The sequence below is a fragment of the Rhodobacter lacus genome (assembly GCF_042683065.1).
GTDB classification, from domain to species: domain Bacteria; phylum Pseudomonadota; class Alphaproteobacteria; order Rhodobacterales; family Rhodobacteraceae; genus Rhodobacter; species Rhodobacter lacus.
On record NZ_JBHUIX010000011.1, the window covers coordinates 90,672 to 112,326 of the forward strand.

General features: G+C 65.2%; 18 protein-coding genes. 7 read left to right on the top strand and 11 right to left on the bottom strand.

Annotation, left to right across the window (positions count from 1 at the left end; all coding sequences use genetic code 11):
- Both ACFSM0_RS10020 and ACFSM0_RS10025 read right to left on the bottom strand, forming a co-directional pair.
- The coding region (locus ACFSM0_RS10020; protein WP_377389907.1) for an acetyl-CoA C-acetyltransferase at window positions 1-1,065 on the bottom strand (1,065 nt) is incomplete at its 3' end.
- Between the two features lie 176 nt (window positions 1,066-1,241).
- The gene (locus tag ACFSM0_RS10025; protein WP_377389909.1) at window positions 1,242-1,454 is read right to left on the bottom strand and encodes a hypothetical protein; all 213 of its coding nucleotides are present in this window, start codon (window positions 1,452-1,454) and stop codon (window positions 1,242-1,244) included.
- A gap of 269 nt (window positions 1,455-1,723) precedes the next feature.
- On the opposite strand from ACFSM0_RS10025, the gene ACFSM0_RS10030 reads away from it, so the two are divergent.
- The gene (locus tag ACFSM0_RS10030; protein ID WP_377389911.1) at window positions 1,724-3,010 is read left to right on the top strand and encodes a DUF3422 family protein; all 1,287 of its coding nucleotides are present in this window, start codon (window positions 1,724-1,726) and stop codon (window positions 3,008-3,010) included.
- 47 nt (window positions 3,011-3,057) lie between these two features.
- Here the strand turns inward: ACFSM0_RS10030 and ilvN are convergent, their stop codons facing one another.
- Complete coding sequence (gene ilvN, locus ACFSM0_RS10035; RefSeq protein ID WP_377389913.1) at window positions 3,058-3,618, bottom strand: acetolactate synthase small subunit; 561 nt, start codon at window positions 3,616-3,618, stop codon at window positions 3,058-3,060.
- A 75-nt stretch (window positions 3,619-3,693) separates the two neighbouring features.
- A complete protein-coding gene (locus tag ACFSM0_RS10040; RefSeq protein WP_377389915.1) occupies window positions 3,694-5,439 on the bottom strand; it encodes an acetolactate synthase 3 large subunit in 1,746 nt (581 codons plus the stop codon).
- 731 nt (window positions 5,440-6,170) lie between these two features.
- On the opposite strand from ACFSM0_RS10040, the gene ACFSM0_RS10045 reads away from it, so the two are divergent.
- Both ACFSM0_RS10045 and ACFSM0_RS10050 read left to right on the top strand, forming a co-directional pair.
- Entirely contained in the window at window positions 6,171-6,743 is a 573-nt protein-coding gene (locus ACFSM0_RS10045) for a TRAP transporter small permease subunit (protein ID WP_377389917.1), read from the top strand.
- 4 nt (window positions 6,744-6,747) lie between these two features.
- Window positions 6,748-8,592: a TRAP transporter large permease gene (locus ACFSM0_RS10050; protein ID WP_377390572.1), complete on the top strand. Its 1,845-nt coding sequence runs from the start codon at window positions 6,748-6,750 to the stop codon at window positions 8,590-8,592.
- 335 nt (window positions 8,593-8,927) lie between these two features.
- On the opposite strand, the gene ACFSM0_RS10055 is transcribed toward ACFSM0_RS10050, so the two are convergent.
- The 3 genes from ACFSM0_RS10055 to ACFSM0_RS10065 form a co-directional block, all read right to left on the bottom strand.
- Entirely contained in the window at window positions 8,928-10,703 is a 1,776-nt protein-coding gene (locus ACFSM0_RS10055; protein ID WP_377389919.1) for an acyl-CoA dehydrogenase C-terminal domain-containing protein, read from the bottom strand.
- A gap of 35 nt (window positions 10,704-10,738) precedes the next feature.
- Window positions 10,739-11,122 (bottom strand): MerR family transcriptional regulator, encoded by a 384-nt coding sequence (locus ACFSM0_RS10060; protein WP_377389921.1) that lies wholly within the window; start codon window positions 11,120-11,122, stop codon window positions 10,739-10,741.
- A gap of 224 nt (window positions 11,123-11,346) precedes the next feature.
- Window positions 11,347-11,715 carry a MerR family transcriptional regulator gene (locus ACFSM0_RS10065; protein ID WP_377389923.1) on the bottom strand — a complete coding sequence of 123 codons (369 nt, stop codon included), beginning with the start codon at window positions 11,713-11,715 and terminating at the stop codon, window positions 11,347-11,349.
- Window positions 11,716-11,881: 166 nt separating this feature from the next.
- Here ACFSM0_RS10065 and ACFSM0_RS10070 point away from each other — a divergent pair, with 166 nt between their 5' ends.
- Genes ACFSM0_RS10070 through ACFSM0_RS10080 form a run of 3 tightly spaced genes read left to right on the top strand, consistent with a single transcriptional unit; the run spans window position 11,882 to window position 14,155 of the window.
- Window positions 11,882-12,319 (top strand): PaaI family thioesterase, encoded by a 438-nt coding sequence (locus tag ACFSM0_RS10070; RefSeq protein WP_377389925.1) that lies wholly within the window; start codon window positions 11,882-11,884, stop codon window positions 12,317-12,319.
- The gene (locus tag ACFSM0_RS10075) at window positions 12,316-12,819 is read left to right on the top strand and encodes a PaaI family thioesterase (protein WP_097069261.1); all 504 of its coding nucleotides are present in this window, start codon (window positions 12,316-12,318) and stop codon (window positions 12,817-12,819) included. Before ACFSM0_RS10070 ends, ACFSM0_RS10075 begins: the two co-directional genes overlap by 4 nt.
- A 4-nt stretch (window positions 12,820-12,823) precedes the next feature.
- Window positions 12,824-14,155: an MATE family efflux transporter gene (locus tag ACFSM0_RS10080; protein WP_377389927.1), complete on the top strand. Its 1,332-nt coding sequence runs from the start codon at window positions 12,824-12,826 to the stop codon at window positions 14,153-14,155.
- 112 nt (window positions 14,156-14,267) lie between these two features.
- Here ACFSM0_RS10080 and trpS read toward each other — a convergent pair whose 3' ends face one another.
- Window positions 14,268-15,320 carry a tryptophan--tRNA ligase gene (gene trpS, locus ACFSM0_RS10085; protein ID WP_377389929.1) on the bottom strand — a complete coding sequence of 351 codons (1,053 nt, stop codon included), beginning with the start codon at window positions 15,318-15,320 and terminating at the stop codon, window positions 14,268-14,270.
- A gap of 85 nt (window positions 15,321-15,405) precedes the next feature.
- Between trpS and ACFSM0_RS10090 the strand changes: the two genes are divergently transcribed.
- Complete coding sequence (locus tag ACFSM0_RS10090) at window positions 15,406-16,089, top strand: rhomboid family intramembrane serine protease (RefSeq protein WP_377389931.1); 684 nt, start codon at window positions 15,406-15,408, stop codon at window positions 16,087-16,089.
- Window positions 16,090-16,092: 3 nt separating this feature from the next.
- Here ACFSM0_RS10090 and murJ read toward each other — a convergent pair whose 3' ends face one another.
- Genes murJ through ACFSM0_RS10105 form a run of 3 tightly spaced genes read right to left on the bottom strand, consistent with a single transcriptional unit; the run spans window position 16,093 to window position 21,620 of the window.
- Entirely contained in the window at window positions 16,093-17,640 is a 1,548-nt protein-coding gene (murJ, locus tag ACFSM0_RS10095) for a murein biosynthesis integral membrane protein MurJ (protein ID WP_377389933.1), read from the bottom strand.
- On the bottom strand, window positions 17,637-20,402 hold the full coding sequence (locus ACFSM0_RS10100; RefSeq protein ID WP_377389935.1) for a [protein-PII] uridylyltransferase: 2,766 nt from the start codon (window positions 20,400-20,402) through the stop codon (window positions 17,637-17,639). The genes murJ and ACFSM0_RS10100 overlap by 4 nt, the downstream gene beginning before the upstream one ends.
- Before the next feature lie 48 nt (window positions 20,403-20,450).
- Window positions 20,451-21,620 (bottom strand): penicillin-binding protein activator, encoded by a 1,170-nt coding sequence (locus tag ACFSM0_RS10105; protein WP_377389937.1) that lies wholly within the window; start codon window positions 21,618-21,620, stop codon window positions 20,451-20,453.
- Window positions 21,621-21,655: the final 35 nt, after the last annotated feature.

The window sequence follows — 21,655 nt, forward strand, 5'->3', positions numbered from 1 at the left end:
CATTGCGCCGCCGTTCACGTTCACCTTGTCGGGGCTGACGTCAAACGCCTGCATGAAGCGCAGAACCACCGCCGCAAAGGCCTCGTTGACCTCGAAAAGGTCGATGTCACCAATCGCCATGCCACTGTCGCGCAAGATCTTTTCAGTCACCGGCACCGGGCCGGTCAGCATGATCGTCGGATCGGTGCCGATCTTCGCCGTGGCGCGGATGCGCGCGCGCGGCTTGAGCCCATGCGCTTCGCCAAATTCCTTCGAGCCGATCAGCACCGCGGCGGCGCCATCGACAATGCCCGAAGAATTGCCCGCATGGTGGATATGCTCGACATGGTCCAGATGGGGGTATTTCAGCATTGCCACCTTGTCGAAGCCGGGCATCGCCTCGCCCATGTCCTTGAACGAGGCCTTGAGCTTGGCAAGGTCTTCAAGCGTGGTGCCGGGGCGCATGTATTCGTCCCGATCAAGGATCGTCAGCCCGTTCTGGTCGAGAACCGGCACGATCGATTTCGCAAACCGGTTCTCGGCCCAGGCCGCGGCGGCGCGGCGCTGGCTTTCCACCGCGAGCGCATCGGCCATCTCACGGGTGAAGCCGTATTCGGTGGCGATGATATCGGCCGAGATCCCCTGCGGCACAAAATAGGTCTTGAGCGCCAGCGCCGGATCGACGGCAATCGCCGCCCCGTCCGAGCCCATCGCAACGCGGCCCATCATCTCGACGCCACCCGCGATATAGGCCGCGCCCGCCCCCGCCTTCACCTGGTTGGCGGCGAGGTTCACCGCCTCCATGCCCGAGGCGCAGAACCGGTTGATCGAGAGGCCGGGGATCGACTCGTCCAGATCGGAGAGCAGCACGGCAGAGCGCGCAAGGCAGCCGCCCTGTTCGCCCACCTGGGTCACGTTGCCCCAGATCACATCCTCGACCGCGTGGCCCTCCAGGCCGTTGCGCGCTTTGACCGCGTTGAGAAGCCGCGCCGAAAGCGCGACAGAGGTCACTTCATGCAGGCTGCCATCGGGGCGGCCCTTGCCGCGCGGCGTGCGGCAGGCGTCATAGATATAGGCTTCGGTCATTGGTCCTCCTCGGGTCCGGGCCATGCTCCCGGGCTCCTCTTTCCGGGCGTTCCGGCCGGGCGCCCATGGGGCGGCCCGTGCTCGCCTCGACTATCGCAACGAATTGACCTTCGCGTAAGGGGCAAGGGCGCCTTGTTGCGCAACGTCACGAGAGGGGCGGATCGCGCCGCCCCGCCTCAGGCCTTGCGCGCCGCAAGCTCCGCCTTGAAGAGCCGCAGCCGCGCTGTCAGGTTTTCGTGATGCGTCACCGAGCTGAAATGCTCAAAGAGAAAGCACAGAGCCTCGTCCGGGCTGATCTCCGCCTCATCGGCAAAGCGCTGCAAGGTCCGGTAGGCGTCGTTGGTCATCGCCACCGGAAAGCGGCGCGTCAGGCGCAGGCGTTTGGGCATCACTCTCTCCTCGCTCCGCGCACCCTAGTTGGCCGCGGTGGCAAAAACCAGCCTGTTCCCCCGCGGCGCGCGGGCGGGGGCCGGGCGCCGCGGGGGGTCCGGGGGGCTGCAAGCCCCCCGGCGGGTCGCCGCGGCCCTGCCGCGGCGAAACACCCGGCCCCTCACCGCATGCGATTGTATGCCGCAAGCCCCTGAGCCCTCACGTGTTTTTTCCTTGTCGTCAGACTGTGCTAGGGTAGCCTCAACAGATCCAACCGCGCGAGGCTCCGATGACGCCGATTGACGACCATCCGCTGCGCTATGCGCTGGTGAACGAGCTTCATGCCCGCCCCTTTCCCTCGGTCGACCTGCCCGCCCATGTGATCTATCTCGCCTTCAAGGAGCCGAAAGACGCCGTCAACCGCGACCGCGCCAAGGATCACGAGCATCTCGTCGACCTGCTCACCCGGCAGGGCGGTGCGGTGCCGCCGATGGGCGCCACCCATTACAGCGGCGAAATTGGCCGCCATGCGCTGAAATGGGAAAGCCATACCGAATTCACCACCTTTCTCGCCCATGCGCCGGGCGTCTCGGAGCGCCCCTTCGACCCGGTCGAGGCAGAGATCTTCCCGACAGACTGGGTGCAAAACGCGCCCGGGCGCCGCATCGTCGCGGTCTCGATCCGGATCGAGGAGCTGCCCGGGGACGAAACGAAGATCCTGCCCGCGCTCGAAAACTGGTTCGTGCCCGAAAGCCTCGTTTGCGCCTGGGTGCTGGACGAGGCCGCGGTGGTCGCTACCGATTTCCGCATCGACCCGGCCGGGCTGATGCGCTTTGCCGTTTTCGCCCGCCCCGGCACCGGGCAGGGCCGGATCGGGCGCATCGTGCAACGGATTTGCGAGATCGAGACCTATCGCGCCGTCTCGATGCTGGGCCTTGGCCGCGCCCGCTCGCTGACGCAAAAGCTCAACGCGCTCGAACCCGAGCTGAGCGCGCTTGTCGACACCATGAAGGACGACACCCACCCCGCCGAGAACACGCTGCATCGCCTGCTGGAGGTCTCGACCGAACTCGAGAGCCTCGCCGTCACCCATACGTTCCGCTTCTCGGCAACCTTCGCTTATGAGGCGATCGTCCATGACCGGGTCGAGGTGCTGCGCGAGAGCCGTTTCAACGGGCGCCAAAAGTTCAACGAATTCATGATGCGCCGCTATGATCCGGCGATGCGCACGGTGAAATCCGCCGAGGTGCGGCTCAACGCCATGGTCGAGCGCGCGGCACGGGCGGGCGAGCTCTTGCGCACAAGGGTCGATGTGGCGCGTCAGGCGCAAAACCAGAAACTGCTCGAAAGCATGGATCGCCGCTCGGACCTGCAACTGCGGCTCCAGCGCACCGTGGAAGGGCTCTCGGTGGTGGCGATCAGCTATTATGCGGTGAGCCTTGCGGGCTATGCGGTCTACCCGATCGCAAAGGAAATCGGCATCTCGAAGGAAATGGCCATTGCCGGGCTCACGCCCCTCGTGGTCGTCATCGTCTGGCTCGCGCTCCGGCGCATCCGCAACAGCGTCGGGCATTGAAAAGGGGGCCAGCGGCCCCCTCCCGTCTTTGTCGCAGCGCAGATCGCTCAGACGCCGCGGGCAAGCGCCGCCACACCGGTGCGCGCCACGTCCACAAGCCCGAGCGGGCGCATCAGCTCGGCAAAGGCGTCGATCTTCTCCGACGTGCCGGTGATCTCGAACACAAAGCTCTCCAGCGTGCTGTCGACCACATTGGCGCGGAAAATATCGGCAAGGCGGAGCGATTCCACCCGCTTCTCGCCCGTCGCGGCAACCTTGAACAGCGCCAGCTCGCGCTCGACCGCCGCGCCCTCCACGGTGAGGTCATGCACCTCATGGACCGGCACAATGCGGCCAAGCTGCGCCTTGATCTGCTCGATCACCGCCTCGGTGCCGCGCGTCACGATGGTGATGCGCGAGCGGTGCCCCTTGTGGTCGATTTCCGCCACGGTGAGGCTGTCGATGTTGTAGCCCCGCCCGGAAAACAGCCCGATCACGCGCGCCAGAACGCCCGGTTCGTTCTCGACGATCACCGCAAGCGTGTGGCTGCGCTCCACATCGGAGTGGCTGTCGCGCAGGTCATAGGCGGAGTGGCTCGAGGAGCCTTTCTTGATGTTCAGAGCGGCCATTGCCCTCTCCCTTCCGAATGTCTTTCATCTTGCCGGAAATATCCCGGGGGTCCGGGGGCAGCGCCCCCGGCGCTCTCACACCAGCGCGGCGCCGCCGCGGAAGGCCTCGGCATCCGCCGAGAGCAGCATGTCGTTATGCGGTTTGCCCGACGGGATCATCGGGAAGCAGTTCTCGTGCTTCTCGACAAGGCAATCGAACAGAACCGGGCCGTCGTAGTTGATCATCTCCATGATCGCATCGTCGAGCTCTTTCGGGTCGCTCACCACGATCCCCTTCCAGCCGAAGGCCTCCGCCAGCTTGACGAAATCGGGCAGGCTCTCCGACCAGCTTTGCGAATAGCGCCCGCCATGCAGCAGGTCTTGCCATTGCCGCACCATGCCAAGCCGCTCGTTGTTCAAGATGAACTGCTTGACCGGGGCGCGGAACTGCGTGGCCGTGCCCATCTCCTGCATGTTCATCAGCCAAGAGGCCTCGCCCGCGATGTTGATCACGAGCGCGTCGGGATGGGCGATCTGCACCCCGATCGAGGCCGGGAACCCGTAGCCCATGGTGCCAAGCCCCCCGGAGGTCATCCAGCGGTTCGGCGCCTCAAAGCCGAGGAATTGCGCCGCCCACATCTGATGCTGGCCCACCTCGGTGGTGATGTAGCGATCGCGCCCCTTGGTCAGGGCTTCGAGCCGCTCCAGCGCATATTGCGGTTTGATCACCGTGTCGGAGTTGGTGTAGCTCAGGCAGCGCACCTTTTTCCACTCCGCAATCATCGCCCACCATTTCGCAAGCCCCTCCTTGTGGGTCTTGCGCCCGCGCGCCTTCCAGACCTTCAACAGGTCTTCGAGCACATGGCCAATGTCGCCGATGATCGGCAGATCGACCGTGATGATCTTGTTGATCGAAGAGGCGTCAATATCGACATGCGCTTTGACTGAAGTCGGCGAGAAATCGGCGACCCGCCCGGTGATGCGGTCATCGAACCGCGCCCCGAGGTTGATCATCAGATCGCAGCCGTGCATGGCGAGGTTGGCCTCGTAAAGCCCGTGCATGCCGAGCATGCCAAGCCAGTTCTTGCCGGAGGCCGGATAGGCGCCAAGCCCCATCAGCGTCGAGGTGATCGGAAAGCCCGTGGCATCCACCAGTTCACGCAGAAGCTGGCTCGCGCCGGGGCCCGAGTTGATCACGCCGCCGCCGGTATAAAACACCGGCCGCTCCGCCTTTTCCATCAGCTCGACAAGCTTGGTGATGGCGTCGATATCGCCCTTCATTTTCGGCTGGTAATGGTCCACCCGCGCCTGTTTCGGCCCGCTATAGGGGCCCGTGGCGAATTGCACATCCTTGGGCAGGTCGATCAGCACCGGGCCGGGGCGGCCCGAGGTGGCAACATGGAACGCCTGATGGATGGTTTCAGAGAGTTTTGCCGGGTCTTTCACCAGCCAGTTATGCTTGGTGCAGGGCCGGGTGATGCCGATCGTATCGGCCTCCTGAAAGCCGTCCGTGCCGATCATGAAGGTCGGCACCTGCCCCGAAAACACCACCAGCGGAATGCTGTCCATCAGCGCATCGGTGAGCCCGGTCACGGCATTCGTGGCGCCGGGGCCAGAGGTCACGAGCACACAGCCCGGCTTGCCGGTCGAGCGCGCATAGCCCTCCGCCATGTGCACCGCCGCCTGTTCATGCCGAACGAGGATGTGGCGAATGTCGTTTTGCTGAAAGATCGCGTCATAGATCGGCAGAACAGCGCCGCCCGGATACCCGAAGATCGTATCGACCCCCTGGTCCTTGAGCGCCTGCACCACCATTTCCGCGCCGGTCATCTGCCGCGACATCTTTCACGTCCTTTCCCGGGGCACTGCCCCCGACCTATCGGGGCAAGGCCCCAACCCGTTTGGCAACAAAAAGCCCCCGCGTGTTCGGCGAGGGCGCATGGGAACCATTATGGTCAACCGTCACCGGCCCATGCGCCACTCCCCTACGAGAACCAGAAGCGAGAACATTGTCGTTCCTTTCGTTGCATCGGGGCGGACATTAGGGGCAGCCGGGAAGGGCGTCAACGGCAAAACGCTGAATATAATGTCGCGGCACCGCTGCAAGTGTTGCAAAAGTTGCGCAAATGAGCGGCCCCGCGATATTTCCGCAAGCCGGGAGCCGAAAACAGACCGCCACGTTGCGCCCCCGCGAGTCGTCTGACCCGGGCGCGAACCGCCCCCCCGAACACGCGACAAGACGGCGGGCGCGCTCGCGCGCCCCGGAGCGGCTCGCCAGCACGCCGCCCCCGGCCTGCGCCGCCGCGCGCCGCCCCGCTGTCGCGGCTCCGTTCGCGCGCCCCTCGCCCCGGCCCTCGCCTGCCCACAGATCGCCCGGCGCGCACAAAGACCGATTCTCTCTGTTCGCCCCGCGTGCCCGCCTCCCGCAGGAGGCGAACAAATCCTCCTGCATTCGCGCAAACTGGTCAGCCGAACGGACCAGATGGTCCGTCGCGCTTGATTTTCTGGCCGCAAGCAGCCAAGGAACAGCAAAGCCCCACAGTGGGCCGGGGAATTGGGAAGGGGAGGAGACGATGGGCGCTTTGCTGGCCCTGTCACGGGTCATCGACCGTATCAACGAGTTCATCGGCAAATCGGTGTCATGGCTCATTCTGGTGGCGGTGCTGATTTCCGCCATCAACGCAACCATCCGCAAGGTGTTCAACGTCTCGTCGAACGCCTGGCTCGAGGCGCAATGGTATCTTTACGGCGCAGCCTTCCTGCTCGCCGCCGCCTATACGCTCAAGCAAAACGAGCACATCCGCATCGACATCGTCTATGGCGCCTTCTCGCGCCGGGTGCAGCACTGGATCGACCTGTTCGGCCATGTGTTCTTCCTGATGCCGTTCCTGACGATGATGCTCTGGATGCTCTTTCCCTATGTGATGATGTCAGTGCGCTCGGGCGAGCTGTCGACCAATGCGGGCGGGCTCGTGATCTGGCCGGCAAAGTCGCTCCTTCTGATCGGCTTCAGCCTGCTCTTCGCGCAGGGCCTCTCCGAGATCATCAAGAAGATCGCGATCATGCGCGGGCTGATCGAGGATCCGCACACCTTCTCCGGCCATCACGGTTCGGCCGAGTCCTTCGTCGAAGAAAAGGGGCTCTGAGATGGTGCTGGAACTCATCGCCACGAACATGGCGCCGATCATGTTCGTCTCGCTCATCGGCTTTTTGCTCCTCGGCTATCCGGTGGCCTTCTCGCTTGCCGCGAACGGGCTGATGTTCTTCATCATCGGCGTCGAACTGGCGCCGCTGTCGGGCGGCACGATCAACCTGAGCTGGCCGCTCCTCAATGCGATGCCAGAGCGGTTCTGGGGGGTGCTCAGCAACGAGACGCTTCTGGCCATTCCCTTCTTCACCTTCATGGGGATCGTGCTGGAAAAATCCGGCATGGCGGAAGACCTGCTCGACACGATCGGCCAGCTCTTCGGCCCGGTGCGGGGCGGGCTGGCTTATGCGGTGATCATTGTGGGCGCGCTGCTTGCCGCCACCACCGGTGTCGTTGCGGCCTCGGTGATCGCGATGGGGCTCATCTCGCTGCCGATCATGCTGCGCTACGGCTACGACCGCCGCTTGGCGAGCGGCGTCATCGCCGCCTCTGGCACGCTTGCGCAGATCATCCCGCCCTCTCTTGTGCTGATCGTTCTGGCCGACCAGCTTGGCCGGTCGGTGGGCGACATGTACAAGGGCGCGCTGATCCCCGGCCTCGTGCTCACCGGCATCTATATGGGCTATGTTGCGGTGATGTCGATCGTGCGGCCCGCGGCCATGCCCGCGCTGCCGAAAGAGGCGCGCACGCTTGGCTCGGGCGTCACCTCGCTCTTTGTCGTGCTGGTCTTTGGCGGGGCGATCTACTGGGGGGCCTATCAATGGCTCCATGATCCGGCCGCGCGGAACTCGAACGCAGGTATCCTCGCCTCGGCGCTCGCCGTGATGGTGATCTACGTGGTCGCGCTTATCGACAAGGGGCTGCATCTGAACCGGATGAGCCGGCTTGCGCAGCAAGTGGTGATCGTGCTGATCCCGCCGCTTGCACTCATCTTCCTTGTGCTCGGCACGATCTTCCTCGGCGTCGCCACGCCGACCGAAGGCGGCGCGATGGGGGCTGTGGGCGCGCTGATCCTCTCGGGGGTGAAGCGGCGGCTGAACATGGCCGTGGTCCGCGACGCGCTCGCCGCCACGACCCGGCTTTCGGCCTTCGTGATGTTCATCTTGCTGGGCGCGCGGGTGTTCTCGCTCACCTTCTACGGCGTGAACGGGCATCTTTGGGTCGAGCATCTCCTCGTCTCGCTGCCGGGCGGAGAGATGGGCTTCCTGATCGTTGTCTCGCTTCTGGTCTTCTTCCTCGCCTTCTTCCTCGATTTCTTCGAGCTGGCCTTCATCATCGTGCCGCTTCTGGCGCCGGCGGCCGAGAAAATGGGGATCGACCTGATCTGGTTCGGGGTGATTTTGGGCGTGAACATGCAGACCTCGTTCATGCACCCGCCGTTTGGCTTTGCGCTGTTCTTCCTGCGCTCGGTGGCACCGAAAGTGCCCTTTGTGGACAAGGTGACGGGGCTGGTCACCGAGCCGGTGAAGACCTCGCAGATCTACTGGGGCGCGGTGCCCTTCGTGTTCATCCAGATCGCGATGATCGCTGTCGTCATCGCCTTCCCGCAGATGGTGATGCATTACAAAGGAAAGCCGGTGGATCTGTCGAATGTGACCGTGACCTTGCCGAGCATGCCCGGTCTCGGGGGCGGGCTTGGCGCGCCGGGCGGCATGGGCCTGCCACCGATCGGAGGCCAGCCGGCCGCGCCGGGCGGCGGGCTGAGCCTTGGTGCGCCCTCGCTTGGCGGCCCCCCTCCGGGGCTGGGCGCGCCAAGCGGCACGCCTCAGCAACCGCCTCAGGGTGGCGGGGCGAGCCTCGGCATCCCCGCGCCCTTGGGGCTCGGGGGAACACCGATCGGAAACTGAACACAGGGCGGCCTACGGGCCGCCCTTTTCTTTCGCCTCGGCAAAGCCGAGACGACCCGCCGGGGGGCTTCGCCCCCCGGACCCCCCAGGATATTTGGACAAAGTCGAAGCAGACATTTGATGACGTGTCAGGCGCGGGCGCGAGAGCGCAGGCGCGCGGCGCCCCTGTGGCATCCGCCCCGCTTGCGCGACCCACCCCAAGCCCCTGTCCTTCGACTTTGTCCAAATATCCCGGGGGTCCGGGGGCGGAGCCCCCGGCGGGTCGCTCCGCGCCAGCGGAGCGAAACAAAGGGCGCCGCAAGCGGCGCCCTTTTCGCATCCCATTCCGTGCGCGATCAGAACTGATCGGCGGCAAGCGCCATCACCGGCTCGGCACCGCTTTCGATCCGCGCCAGATGCATGGCGCAGGCGGGCATCTGGCGCGCCATGTAATAGCGCCCGGTGGCAATCTTCGCCTCATAAAAGCCGGTATCGGAGGCGCCGCCGTCGAGCGCGGCATAAGCCGCCTTCGCCATCCGCGTCCACATCAGGCCAAGGCAGACATGCCCCATCAGATGCATGAAGTCATAGCTGCCCGAGAGCGCCGCATTGGGGGTTTTCATGCCGTTTTGCATGAAATACATCCCCGCCGCCTGAAGCTGTTTCGAGGCCACCTTGAGCGCCCCGGTGAACGGCTTCATCCGGTCGTCGCCTTCATGCGCCTTGCACTCGGCCTTCACCATCTCGAAGAAGGCCATCACATGCTTGCCGCCATCCTGTGCGAGCTTGCGGCCCACCAGATCGAGCGCCTGCACCCCGTTCGCGCCCTCATAGATCATCGTGATCCGGGCATCGCGGGTGAACTGGCTCATCCCCTGCTCTTCGATATAGCCATGCCCGCCGTAGATCTGCTGTGCCAGCACGCAGGCCTCGAACCCCTTGTCGGTCAAAAAGCCCTTGATCACCGGCGTCATCAGCGAGATCAGCCCCTCGGCTTCGTGGTCCGAAAGCCCATGCGCGCGGTCAATCAGCGTGGCGCCCCAATAGGTGAAGGCGCGCGCGCCCTCAAGGAAGCTCTTCTGATCCATCAGCGCGCGGCGAATGTCAGGATGCACGATCAGCGGATCGGCGGCGCCGCCCGGATTTTCCGCCCCGGTCACGGCGCGTCCCTGCAGCCGGTCCTTGGCATAGGCGACCGCGTTTTGATAGGCGGCCTCGGCCACCGCATAGCCCTGCAGCCCGACACCGAGCCGCGCCTCGTTCATCATCGTGAACATCGCGCGCATGCCCTTGTGCAGATCGCCAAGCAGGTAGCCCGTCGCCCCGTCATAGTTCATCACGCAGGTGGCCGAGCCATGGATGCCCATCTTGTGCTCCACCTTGCCCACGCTCACCGCGTTGCGCGCGCCAAGCGAGCCATCCGCATTCACCAGCACTTTCGGCACGATGAAGAGCGAGATCCCCTTGGTGCCCTCGCCACCGCCCGGCGCCTTGGCGAGCACGAGGTGGATGATGTTCTCGGCCAGATCGTGATCGCCCGCCGAGATGAAGATCTTGGTGCCGGTGATCTTGTAGCTGCCATCCTCCTGCGGCTCGGCCTTGGTGCGCAAAAGCCCCAGATCCGTGCCACAATGCGGCTCGGTCAGGTTCATCGTGCCGGTCCAGTCACAGGCAATCATCTTCGGAAGATAAAGCGCCTTCTGCTCCTCGGTGCCATGCGCCTCGATCGCCGAAACGGCGCCGTGGGTCAGCCCCTGATACATGTTGAAGGCCATGTTGGAGGAGACAAACATCTCCCCCACCGCGCAGTTGAGCACATAGGGCATGCCCTGCCCGCCGTAATCGGGATTGCAATCAAGCGCGGTCCAGCCGCCCTCTTTCATCGCCGCAAAGGCCGCGTCGAACCCTTTGGGCGTGCGCACCACGCCGTTTTCGAGCCTGCACCCCTCATGGTCGCCCACCGCATTGAGGGGCGCGAGCACCTCGGAGGAGACCTTGCCCGCCGCATCGAGCACGGCTTCGGTAAACTCCCGCTCCAGATCCGCATAGCCCGGCACGCCGGAGGCGGAAACGTCGAGCAGCTCGTGCAGCACGAATTGCATGTCGCGGATATTGGCGGTGTAGCTGGGCATGATCCCTCTCCCTTGGTCTGCCAGCCCGGGGCCGCTCAGCCAGCCTCTGTGGCCAGTTTCGCGTCGCCCCAGGCAATCTGTGCCGCCAGCTCCTCGATCGCCTGATCGAGTTCGTCGCGCTGGCGCACCATTGCGTCAAGCCGCAGACGCGCCAGTTTGAGCGTCTCGGCCAATTGCGTGCGCTGCTGGTCCCCCATGTCATAGAGGTCCAGCAACTGGCGAATATCCTCAAGGCTGAAGCCGAAACGCTTGCCGCGCAAAATCAGTTTCAGCCGCGCCCGGTCACGCCGGGTGAACAGCCGCTTCTGCCCCTCGCGATGCGGAAACAGCAGCTCCTTCGCCTCATAGAACCGCAAGGTGCGCGGCGTCACATCGAACGCGTCGCACATCTCGCGGATCGTCATCAGATCGTCACTCATCGTGCCGCCTTTCGGTTCCTTAGGCGTAACGTAAGCCGGCAGAATGACCGCCTGTCCTACATTACCGTTTAAGTTGACGTTCGCGTCACTGTAACGTGGCGTCACGGTGGCGCTGACGTGATGTCAGCCCGAAACCTCGGAAAACTCTGACCGATCCTTGCAGGCATCGGCCCCGGAACCAGCCTCATCGGCTGCGGTTTTCGGGCAGCCGGGCGCGACTCGGCTCACTCCGTGAGGGTCTTGGCGACATCGTCGCGCAACGCCCGCAGATCCGCGATCGCCCCCTGCAATTCCTCGAGTTGCCCCGTCAAAACACCAAGCTGCCGGTCGGCCAGCGCGATCCAGGCGCGGTTTTGCGCCTCCGTGCCCTGATGGTCATAAATCAGCAGCCACTGGCGCAGTTCCTCCAGCGAGAAGCCGAAGCGCCGCCCCCGCAGGATCAGCGTCATCCGGGCCACTTCGCGCGGGCCGTAAAACCGGGCCCGGCCCTCCTTCTGCGGCGAGAGCAACTCGATATACTCGTAATAGCGCAAGGTGCGCGGCGTCACATCGAAGCGCGCACACATTTCCTTGAAGCTCAGCACATCGGCCATGATCTCCCCCTCCCCTGGGCGACCTCGCACGTCCCTGCCCGCACGTCCTGGTGCGGGAAGCTAGCGCGGCGAACCGTCCGGTTCAACTCCCCTTGACGCTTGCGGTCTGCAACGCCGCTTGCGCTTGCCCGGTCCGCAGGGCATTTTTAGCCAAAGGGAGGCGGCGATGGGCGAAGAGAGGCTGAAGCGGGCACGGCAGTTCATCGAGGCGATCCCGCATGCGCAGGCGCTCGAAATGCGCTTTGAGGCGCTGGGAGAGGGCACGGCAGAGCTCTCGATGCCGTGGCGCGCCGAACTCGTGGGCGATCCGCGCAGCGGCGTCATTCATGGCGGCGCGGTCTCGGCCTTGATGGACACCTGCTGCGGCGCGGCGGTGATGAGCCACCCCGAGGCCCCCGCCGGCACCGCCACACTCGATCTGCGCATTGATTACATGCGTGCCGCCACCCCCCGCCAGCGCATCACCGCGAAGGCAGAGGTCTATCACATCACCCGCACCGTCGCCTTTTTGCGCGCCACCGCGCATGACGAAGAAGCGGGCCTGCCCGTCGCCACCGCCACCGGCGCCTTCACCATCGAACGCCCGAAAGGCGGTGCGCAATGAGCCGCCCCAAGCCCGAGCCTGTGCAAGTGGTCAAGCAACGTCGCGATGCGGCGCTGAACGCGCTGGTCTCCGGCGTGCCCTATATTCGCTTTCTGGGCATCACCTTCGACCGGCGCGGCGACGAGCTGACGGCGGTTCTCAACTATGACGACAAGCTGATCGGCAATCCGATGCTGCCCGCGCTGCATGGCGGGGTGACTGCGGCTTTCCTTGAGGTGGCGGCGATCATCGAGCTGGGCTGGGCGGCGCTGTGGGAGGATGTCGAGGCCGGACGGATCGATCTGTCCGCGCCCGAGCCGTTTTTGCCGCGCCTGCCAAAAACCATTGATTTCACCGTGGATTATCTGCGCTCCGGCCTGCCGCGCGATGCCTATGCCCGCGCCCGCGTGAACCGCTCCGGGCGGCGCTATGCCTCGGTGCATGTCGAGGCATGGCAAGACAATCGCGCCCGCCTCTTTGCGCAGGCAACCGGGCATTTCCTGATGCCGGATCAGGATTAAGACCTTGGGCAGCGCCGATATCAGCCATCGCCGCGTGCTGGCGATTGCCGCCCCGATCGTGATCTCGAATGCCACCGTGCCGCTTCTGGGCGCCGTCGACACCGGCGTCGTTGGCCAGATCGGCGCAGCCGCCCCCATTGGCGCGGTGGGGATCGGCGCGGTGATCCTTGCCTCGGTCTACTGGATCTTTGGCTTCTTGCGCATGGGCACAACCGGGCTCGTTGCGCAGGCCAAGGGCGGGGGCGACAGTCTTGAGGTCGCGGCGGGGCTGATGCGCGCCCTCATCATCGCCCTTGCCGCGGGGATCACGCTGATCGCATTGCAGGTGCCGCTGGTCTGGGCCGCCTTCCAGATTGCGCCCGCCTCGGCCGAGGTGGAAAGCCTCGCGCGCCAATACCTCGCCATTCGGATCTGGGGCGCCCCGGCAACAATCTCGCTTTACGCCTTCACCGGCTGGCTGATCGCTGTGGAGCGCACCCGCGCGGTGCTGGTGCTGCAAGTGGTGATGAACGGGCTCAATGTCGGGCTCGATCTGCTGTTCGTGCTGGGCCTTGGCTGGGGCGTTGCGGGGGTGGCGGCGGCAACCTTGATCTCCGAATGGACGGGGGTGGCACTCGCGCTCTGGCTCGCGCGCGACGCTTTCCGCGCCGGGCTGAGCCGGGCCGCGCTCCTTGCCGGCGCCGCGCTGCGGCAGATGGCACGCGTCAACACCGACATCATGATCCGCTCGGTGATCTTGCAAGGCAGCTTCACTGCCTTTCTGTTCCTTGGCGCCGGGCAGGGCGATGTAAACCTCGCGGCCAATCAGGTGCTTTTGCAGTTTTTGCAAATCACCGCCTATGCGCTCGACGGCTTCGCCTTTGCCGCCGAAAGCCTTGTCGGTCAGGCTGTCGGCGCGCGCAGCCCGGCGCGCCTGCGCCGCGCCGCGGTGGTCGCCGCGCAATGGGGCCTGAGCGGCGCGCTCGCGCTCAGCATCGCCTTTGCGCTTTTTGGCGGCGCGATCATTGATCTGATGACCACTGCGCCCGAAGTGCGCGCGGGCGCGCGCCACTATCTGCCATGGCTCGTGGCGGCGCCGCTGATCGGCATTGCCTCATGGATGCTCGACGGCATCTTCATCGGCGCCACGCTGACGCGCGAGATGCGCAATGCGATGATCGTCTCGGTCGCAATCTATGCGCTCGCCCTGGTCGCGCTTCTGCCCGCGCTCGGCAATCACGGGCTCTGGGCGGCCTTGATGGTGCTGAACCTCACACGCGGGCTCGCCATGGCGCGGCTCTACCCCCGCGCCGAGGCGAAAGCGGCACCGGCGCAGGGGGGCGCTGCCCCCCTCTGAGCTGCGCTCATTCACCCCCCGGGATATTTGCACAAAGTCGAAGGGAAAGCGGTTTGGCTTCGACTTTGTGCAAATATCCCGGGGGTGTGGGGGCAGAGCCCCCACGCTGTGCTCAGCGCGAGCGGACCATCCCCATGATCTCGAGCGTCTGCGCAAGGATCGGCTGGGCGATCGCATCCGCTTTCGCCGCCCCCGCACCGAGGATCCGGTCGATCTCGGCGGGATCGTTCATCAGCCGGCTCATCTCGGTCGAGATCGGTTCGAGCTTCGAAACGGCCAGATCCGCGAGCGCCGGTTTGAACGTGCCAAAGCCCTGCCCGCCATATTGGCCCAGCACCTCTGCGGGCGTCATGTCGGCGAGCGCGGCATAGATGTTGACAAGGTTGCGCGCCTCGGCCCGGCCTTCGAGCCCCTCAAGGCTTTCGGGCAGCGGCTCGGGGTCCGTCACCGCCTTGCGGAACTTCTTGGCGATCGTGTCGGCATCGTCGGTGAGGTTGATCCGGCTCGCATCGGACGGGTCGGATTTCGACATTTTCTTCGAGCCGTCGCGCAGGCTCATCACCCGCGTCGCCGCGCCCTCGATCAAGGGCAGCGGCGCGGGGAAGAACTCCACCCCGTAATCATGGTTGAACTTCGCCGCGATGTCGCGCGTCAGCTCCACATGCTGCTTTTGATCCTCGCCCACCGGCACCATCGTCGCGTGATAGACCAGAATGTCCGCCGCCATCAGCGAAGGATAGGCAAAGAGCCCGAGCGATTGCTTCTCGGCATTCTTGCCCGCCTTGTCCTTCCACTGCGTCATGCGGTTCATCCAGCCCATCCGCGCGACACAGTTGAGAAGCCAGCCCAACTCGGCATGGGCCGAAACCTGGGACTGGTTGAAGAGGATCGAGCGCTCCGGGTCGATCCCCGAGGCGATGAAGGCGGCCGCCGCCTCGCGGGTCTGCTTTTTGAGCGCCTCGGGATCTTGCCAGACGGTGATCGCATGCAGATCGACGAGGCAATAGATCGTCTCGATCCCCTCATCTTGCTTTTGCGCAAAGCGGCGCAAAGCCCCCAGATAGTTGCCCAGCGTCAGATTGCCCGAGGGCTGGATGCCGGAAAAGATGCGCGGGGTAAAACGCGCGTTGATATCTTCGGGAGTTTCTAGGGGTTTGTCAGACATGATCAGGCTCCGGGCTGGAAAAACGGACGTCTTGCGCTTATCGCTAAAGGGCGCGCGGCGCAATGTTGCGCCAAGGGGAGAGACAATGCATCACGGCTACAACGAACATCCGGTCAACCCGCTGCCCACGGTGGTGTGGATTCTGGTGGCGCCGATCGTCGTCACCGAGATCATCTTTGCACTGGCGGGCACCGGGATCTTTGGCCCCGCGGCAATCGGCTGGCGCTATCAGATGCTCGGCCAGCTCGGTTTTGATCCGCTGCTGTTCAAGCGCATGATCGCGCTGCAGGACTGGTCGTTCCGGCCCTTTGTGACGCTGATCAGCTATGCCTTCGTGCACCTCAGCCTGACCCATGCCGCCTTTGTCGTCGTCTTCACGCTGGCGCTTGGCAAATTCGTGGGCGAGGTCTTTGCCAGTTGGGCGCTGGCGGCGGTGTTTCTTGGCGCCTCGATCCTCGGCGCGCTCGTCTATGCGCTGATGCCCTTCACGCAGGTGACGCTGGTGGGCGGCTATCCGGGCGCCTATGGGCTGATCGGCGCCTTCACTTGGCTTTTGTGGATGCGGCTCGGCCCCGGCGATCCGAACCGGATCCGGGCCTTCTCGATGATCGGCATGCTGGCCGGGTTGCAGCTTGTCTTTGCGGTGCTGTTCGGCGCGAGCCCGGACTGGATCGCGCAATTCGCCGGCTTTGGCTTTGGCTTTTTGCTGAGCTTTCTGGTCGCGCCCGGCGGCTGGCGGCATCTGCTGCGCAAGCTGCGCAAGCGCTGACCCTCAGCCCCTGCGCCGCCGCACCATCGCTTTCAGCTCGCCAAGGCCATAGGTGCCCAAAGCCGCGCCAAGCACGAAATAAAGCGCAATGCCGGAGCCGCACAACAGCGCAAGCGCCGCCCAGCGCGATCCGCGCGCCTCGAGCAGTGGCGCAAGCCAATCCGCCGTGATCCAAAGCTGTGCGCCCATCACCGCAGAGATGAGCGCAATGCGCCACAGCCGCCGCCAGAACCGCGCGTCGGGCCGGGCCGCATCGCCCATGCCGCGCGCCCCCCACCACAGTTGCGCCACCATCACCCAGCCCGAAACGGTGGTGGCGAGCGCGGCCGCCATGAAGCCCAGAACCGGCATCATGCCCACGGCAAAGCCTGCGTTCACCAGCATCGAGATCAGCGCATAGTGAAACGGGCGGCGCGTGTCCTCGCGCGCATAATAAAGCGGCTGCAGCACCTTTTGCAGCACGAAGGCGGGCAGGCCGAGCCCGTAAGCGGCCAGCGCCAGCGCGGTCGCCGTCGTGTCCTCAGCCCGCCACGCGCCACGGTCGTAGAGCACCGAAATCAGCGGCGTGGCGATCACCACAAGCGCCACGGCGGCGGGCACCGTCAGAAATAGCGCAAATTCCGCCCCGCGCGAGAAGCTGTCGCGTGCCTGCACATGCTCGCCCGCGCGCAAATGGCGCGAGAGCACCGGCAAAAGCACCGTGCCGATGGCGATGCCGACAACGCCAAGCGGCAGTTGATAGAGCCGGTCGGCATAGCTCAGCCACGCCACCGCGCCCTCGGTGAAGGAGGCGACCTGCCGCCCGACGATCAGGTTGATCTGCACCACGCCCCCCGCCAGCACCGCGGGCCCCGCGATGATGAGCAGCCGCTTCAATTCCGGCGTGAAGCGCGGGATGCCGGGCAGGAGCGTATAGCCGAGCCGATGCGCCGAAATCCAGGTGAGCGCGAATTGCGCCACGCCGGTGACGGGCACCGTCCAGGCGAGCGTCAGCCCCATATCCCAGCCGGCCACAGAGGCGAGCCACATCGCCACGATGAAGATCAGGTTCATCAGCACCGGCACCAGCGAGGCTTCGGTGAACCGGCCAAAGGCGTTCAAGACACCCGAAAGCAGCGCCACGAGCGAGATGAAGAGGATGTAGGAAAAGCCGATCCGCCCATAGAGCACGGCGAGGTCAAAGCGTGCGTCCCCGGCAAAGCCCGAGGCCATCGCCCAGACGAGCCACGGCATTGCCAGCGTGCCGATCAGCGTGAAGAACAACAGCACCGCCGAGAGCCCCTTGAAGGCATCGCGGGCAAAGCCCATCGCATCTTCGCCGCTTTCGACCTTTTTCGCAAACATCGGCACGAAGGCCATGTTGAACGCGCCCTCGGCAAAGAAGCGGCGGAACATGTTGGGCAGCGAAAACGCGACAAGGAAGGCCTCGGCCACCGGGCCTGAGCCCAGATAGGCCGCCATCATCATGTCGCGCACGAAGCCCAGAAGCCGCGAGCCGAAGGTCCAGCCCCCGACGGTGAGAAAGCCGCGCACCAGCCGGATCGGTTTCATGAGTTTTGTGCCGCCCGCTCGGCACCGCGCGCAATCGCCTCCCGCAGGCGCTTGTCGAGCAGTTCCTGCCGCGCGCGCGAGTAGAGTTTCAGCCCGAACATGTCCTTGACGTAGAAGGTGTCGACCACCTGCGCGCCATAGGTCGCGATCACCGCCGAGGCGATATAGATATTGGCCGAGGCCAGCGCGCGGGTGAGGTCATAAAGCAGGCCCGGCCGGTCGCGGGTATCCACCTCGATGATCGTGTAGATATCCGATCCGTCGTTGTCGATCGTGACATGGGTGGGGAAGCGGAACTCGCGCTCGCGCTTCTTGACCTTGTCGCGGTCCTTGAGCGCCTCGCGCGCCACCACCTCGCCTTTCAGCGTCTTGTCGATCATCTGCCGCAGGCGCTGCAGGCGCGCGGCCTCATAGGGATGGCCCTCGGCATCCTGCACCCAGAACACCGCGGTGGCATAACCGTCTTTCGAAGTATAGGTGCGCGCATCGACAACGTTGGCCCCCACCAGCGCCAGCGCCCCCGCGAGCCGCGAGAAAATGCCCGGGTGATCGACCAGCGCAAAAGAGGCGCGGGTCGCGTCGTGATCGGGGTCGGGGTGCAGATCAACGCGGATCTCGCCATTGTCGAGCCCGCGCAACAGATGCGCAAGGTCGGCATGGGTCGCCGTGCTCAGCCCCTGCCAATAGGCCGGATAGTGCCGCCCCATCTCGGTGCGCAGATCCTTCGGCTCCCAGCCCGCCAGCGCCTCGCGCAGCGCCTTTTTCGCCGCATCGGTGCGCTGTTCGCGGTTGACCGCCTCAAGCCCGTGCTCCATCGCCCGCGCCGTCTCGGAATAGAGCCGCCGCAAAAGCGTGGCCTTCCAGTTGTTCCAGACATTCGGGCCAACGCCGCGAATATCGCACACGGTGAGCAGCGTGAGCAGGTCAAGCCGCTTGCGGGTTTTCACCTGCTTGGCGAAATCGCGGATCGTGCGCGGGTCCGACAGGTCACGCTTTTGCGCCACGTCGGACATCAGCAGGTGATTGCGGATCAGCCATTCGACGGTTTCGCATTCCTCGTGGTTGAGCCCGAGCCGCGGCGCCACCTTGCGCGCGATCTGCGCCCCCAGAATCGAATGGTCCTCGGGCCGCCCCTTGCCGATGTCATGCAAGAGCAGCGCCACATAGAGCACGCGCCGGTTCACCCCCTCGTCGAGGATATGGGTCGAGAGCGGCAGATCGTCGGAAAGCTCGCCGCGCTCGATCTCGGCCAGCGTCGAGATCACCTGGATCGTGTGCTCATCCACCGTGTAGCTGTGATACATGTTGAACTGCATCATCGCCACGATCGGCTCGAATTCGGGGATATAGGCCGCCAGCACGCCAAGTTCGTTCATGCGCCGGAGCGCGCGCTCGGGGTTGCCGTGCTTGAGCAGCAGATCCAGAAAGATCCGCGCCGCCTCCTTGTCCTCGCGCAGCCGGTCGTCGATGCGCTTGAGGTTGGCCGCAATCAGCCGCATCGCCGCCGGATGGATCAGCATGCCGGTGCGCAGGCCCTCTTCGAAGATGCGCAGGAAATTCAAGGGATCGGCCAAAAAGGTCTTCGCGTCGGCCACATTGATCCGGCCGATGTCATCGACGAAGGGCGCCACCAGCGGCTTGCGGCGCCGGAACAGCCGCTTGAGCACGGGCGCGGGCTTGGCATGCTGCGCCTCAAGCACGGTCAAAAAGATCCGCGTCACCTCCCCCACCTGCGTGGCGTGGCGGAAGTAATCTTGCATGAACACCTCGACCGCGCGGCGCCCGGCCATATCGGCATAGCCCATGCGCCGCGCCACCTCGACCTGCGCATCGAAGGAGAGCTGGTCGGCGGCACGCCCGGCGATCAGATGCAGATGGCAGCGCACCGCCCACAGGAAATTCTCTGCCGCGACAAAGGCCGCATATTCCTCGGCGCCGAACACGCCGAGCCCCACCAGATCGGCGGTGTCGTTCACGCCATGGAGGTATTTGGCGATCCAGTAGAGGGTCTGCAGATCGCGCAGCCCGCCCTTGCCCTCCTTGACGTTCGGCTCAAGCACATAGCGCTGCCCGCCCTGACGGCGGTGGCGCTCGGCGCGCTCGGCCAGCTTCGCCTCGATGAACTCGGGCCCGGTCGATTTGAAAAGATCGTTGCGCAGACGGTGGTCGAGCATCTCCGCCAGCGCCGCATCCCCGCCGATATGGCGGTTTTCAAGCAGCGCCGTGCGGATTGTGATGTCTTCCCGCCCGAGCCGGAGGCAATCCTCGACCGTGCGCGAGGCATGGCCCACCTTCAGCTTCAGATCCCACAGCATGTAGAGCATGCTTTCGATCACGCTCTCCGCCCAAGGGGTCATCTTGTAGGGGGTGAGAAACAGCAGATCCACATCGGAGAAGGGCGCCATCTCGGAGCGGCCATAGCCGCCGACCGCCAGAACCGAGATGTTTTCCCCCGCCGTCGGCGCTTGCAGCGGATGCAGGCGCGTCATCACCACATGCAGCACCCCCTTGACGATCCCGTCGGTCATCGCCGCGTAAAGCTGCACCGTTTCGCCGGCATCGCGCGGGTGGCGCCCAAAATCCGCAACGATCCACGGCAGCGCCGCCTCCCGCTCGGCGTGCAGGAACTGCACCGTCTGGGCGCGCAACCCGCGCGCATCGGGCGCTTCAAGCGCCGCGTCGAGCGCGGCATACAGGGCATCGGGTCTCAGAAGCAGGGGCGCCCCGGCGTCTGCCGGGGCGGAAAGGGGAGTGTCGGTCACGTCTGATACATCCGTTTGGCCTTGCGGCACGGGGTGGGGGCGGTGGGCTCAGAGGCCCGGGCCGCCAAAGGAGCGCGGCGCCGCGTCGATCACGCGCACCTGACCGTCGCGGATCTCGGCCACGGCAAGGCCGCGTTCATTGGTGCCATCGGGGCGCAGCCGGAAGATGCCGTTGACGCCGACGAAGCCGGAGGGCTGGGTCAGCGCATCGCGCGAGAGCGCATCGGCCCGGCCCGCTTTCACCAGCGCGCCGATTGCGGCGATGCCGTCATAGGCGAGCCCGGCAATCGGATGGGGCGCCCCGCCATAGGCGGTAAAATAGCGCTGGCGGAAGCGCTCGTTCAGGCTCGGGTCAGGCAGCGCGAACCAGCCGCCCTGCAGCCCCGGCAGCGCCATCGCCGCGGGCGGCGTGTCCCAGCGGGTGAGGCCGATGAATTTTGTCACCGCAGGATTGACGCCCTGCTCGGGCAGCATTTGCGCCAGCATCGGCAGCGCGCCGCCCGCGTCCGAGGTCAGGAAAAGCGCATCCACCCCGCCCGCATTGACCCGGCTCGCGATCTTCGGCACCGCGCTTGCAACATCGGTCTGCGAATAAGGGAAGCTGACCTCGCCCGCGATCTCGCCGCCAAAGCGCGTCACCGCCGTCTTGATCGCGGCGGCGCCAACCTCGCCCGCGAGCGTCTGCTCGCTCACCACAAGGACGCGCCGCTTGCCCTGCGCCACGGCAAAACTTGCCATCCGGTTCGCGGTATTGGGGAAGGTCGGGCCAAGCACGAAAAGGTTGCCGCCCGCGATATCGGTGTTGTTGGAGAAGGCGAGCACGTTCACGCCCCGGCTGGCCACCGCCACCGCAGCCGCATTGGCCGAGCCCGAATAGACCGGGCCAAGAATGATCTTTGCGCCCTCATCCACCGCTTTCGAGGCCATCTGCGCGGCAAGCTCGGGGCTTGAGCCGGTGTTGTAAACGCGCAGATCGATCTTCACGCCGTTGAGATCCGAGATCGCGAGCTGCGCGGCCTGACGCAGCGAGCTGGCGAGAAGCTCGTCATTCGTTTCCCCCGAGCCCGAGGGCACCAGAAGCGCCACCGGCACCGCGGCACCGGCATTGACATTGCCGCCGCCGCTGCCCATCGGCTGACAGGCGGCAAGCCAGAGCGTCGTCATCAGGATGAAGAGCCGCAGCAAGGGGTTGCGGGTGCTGCGCAAAGTGGCGAACATGAACGGACCTCCGGTTCGGACGGGGGAAAAGATTT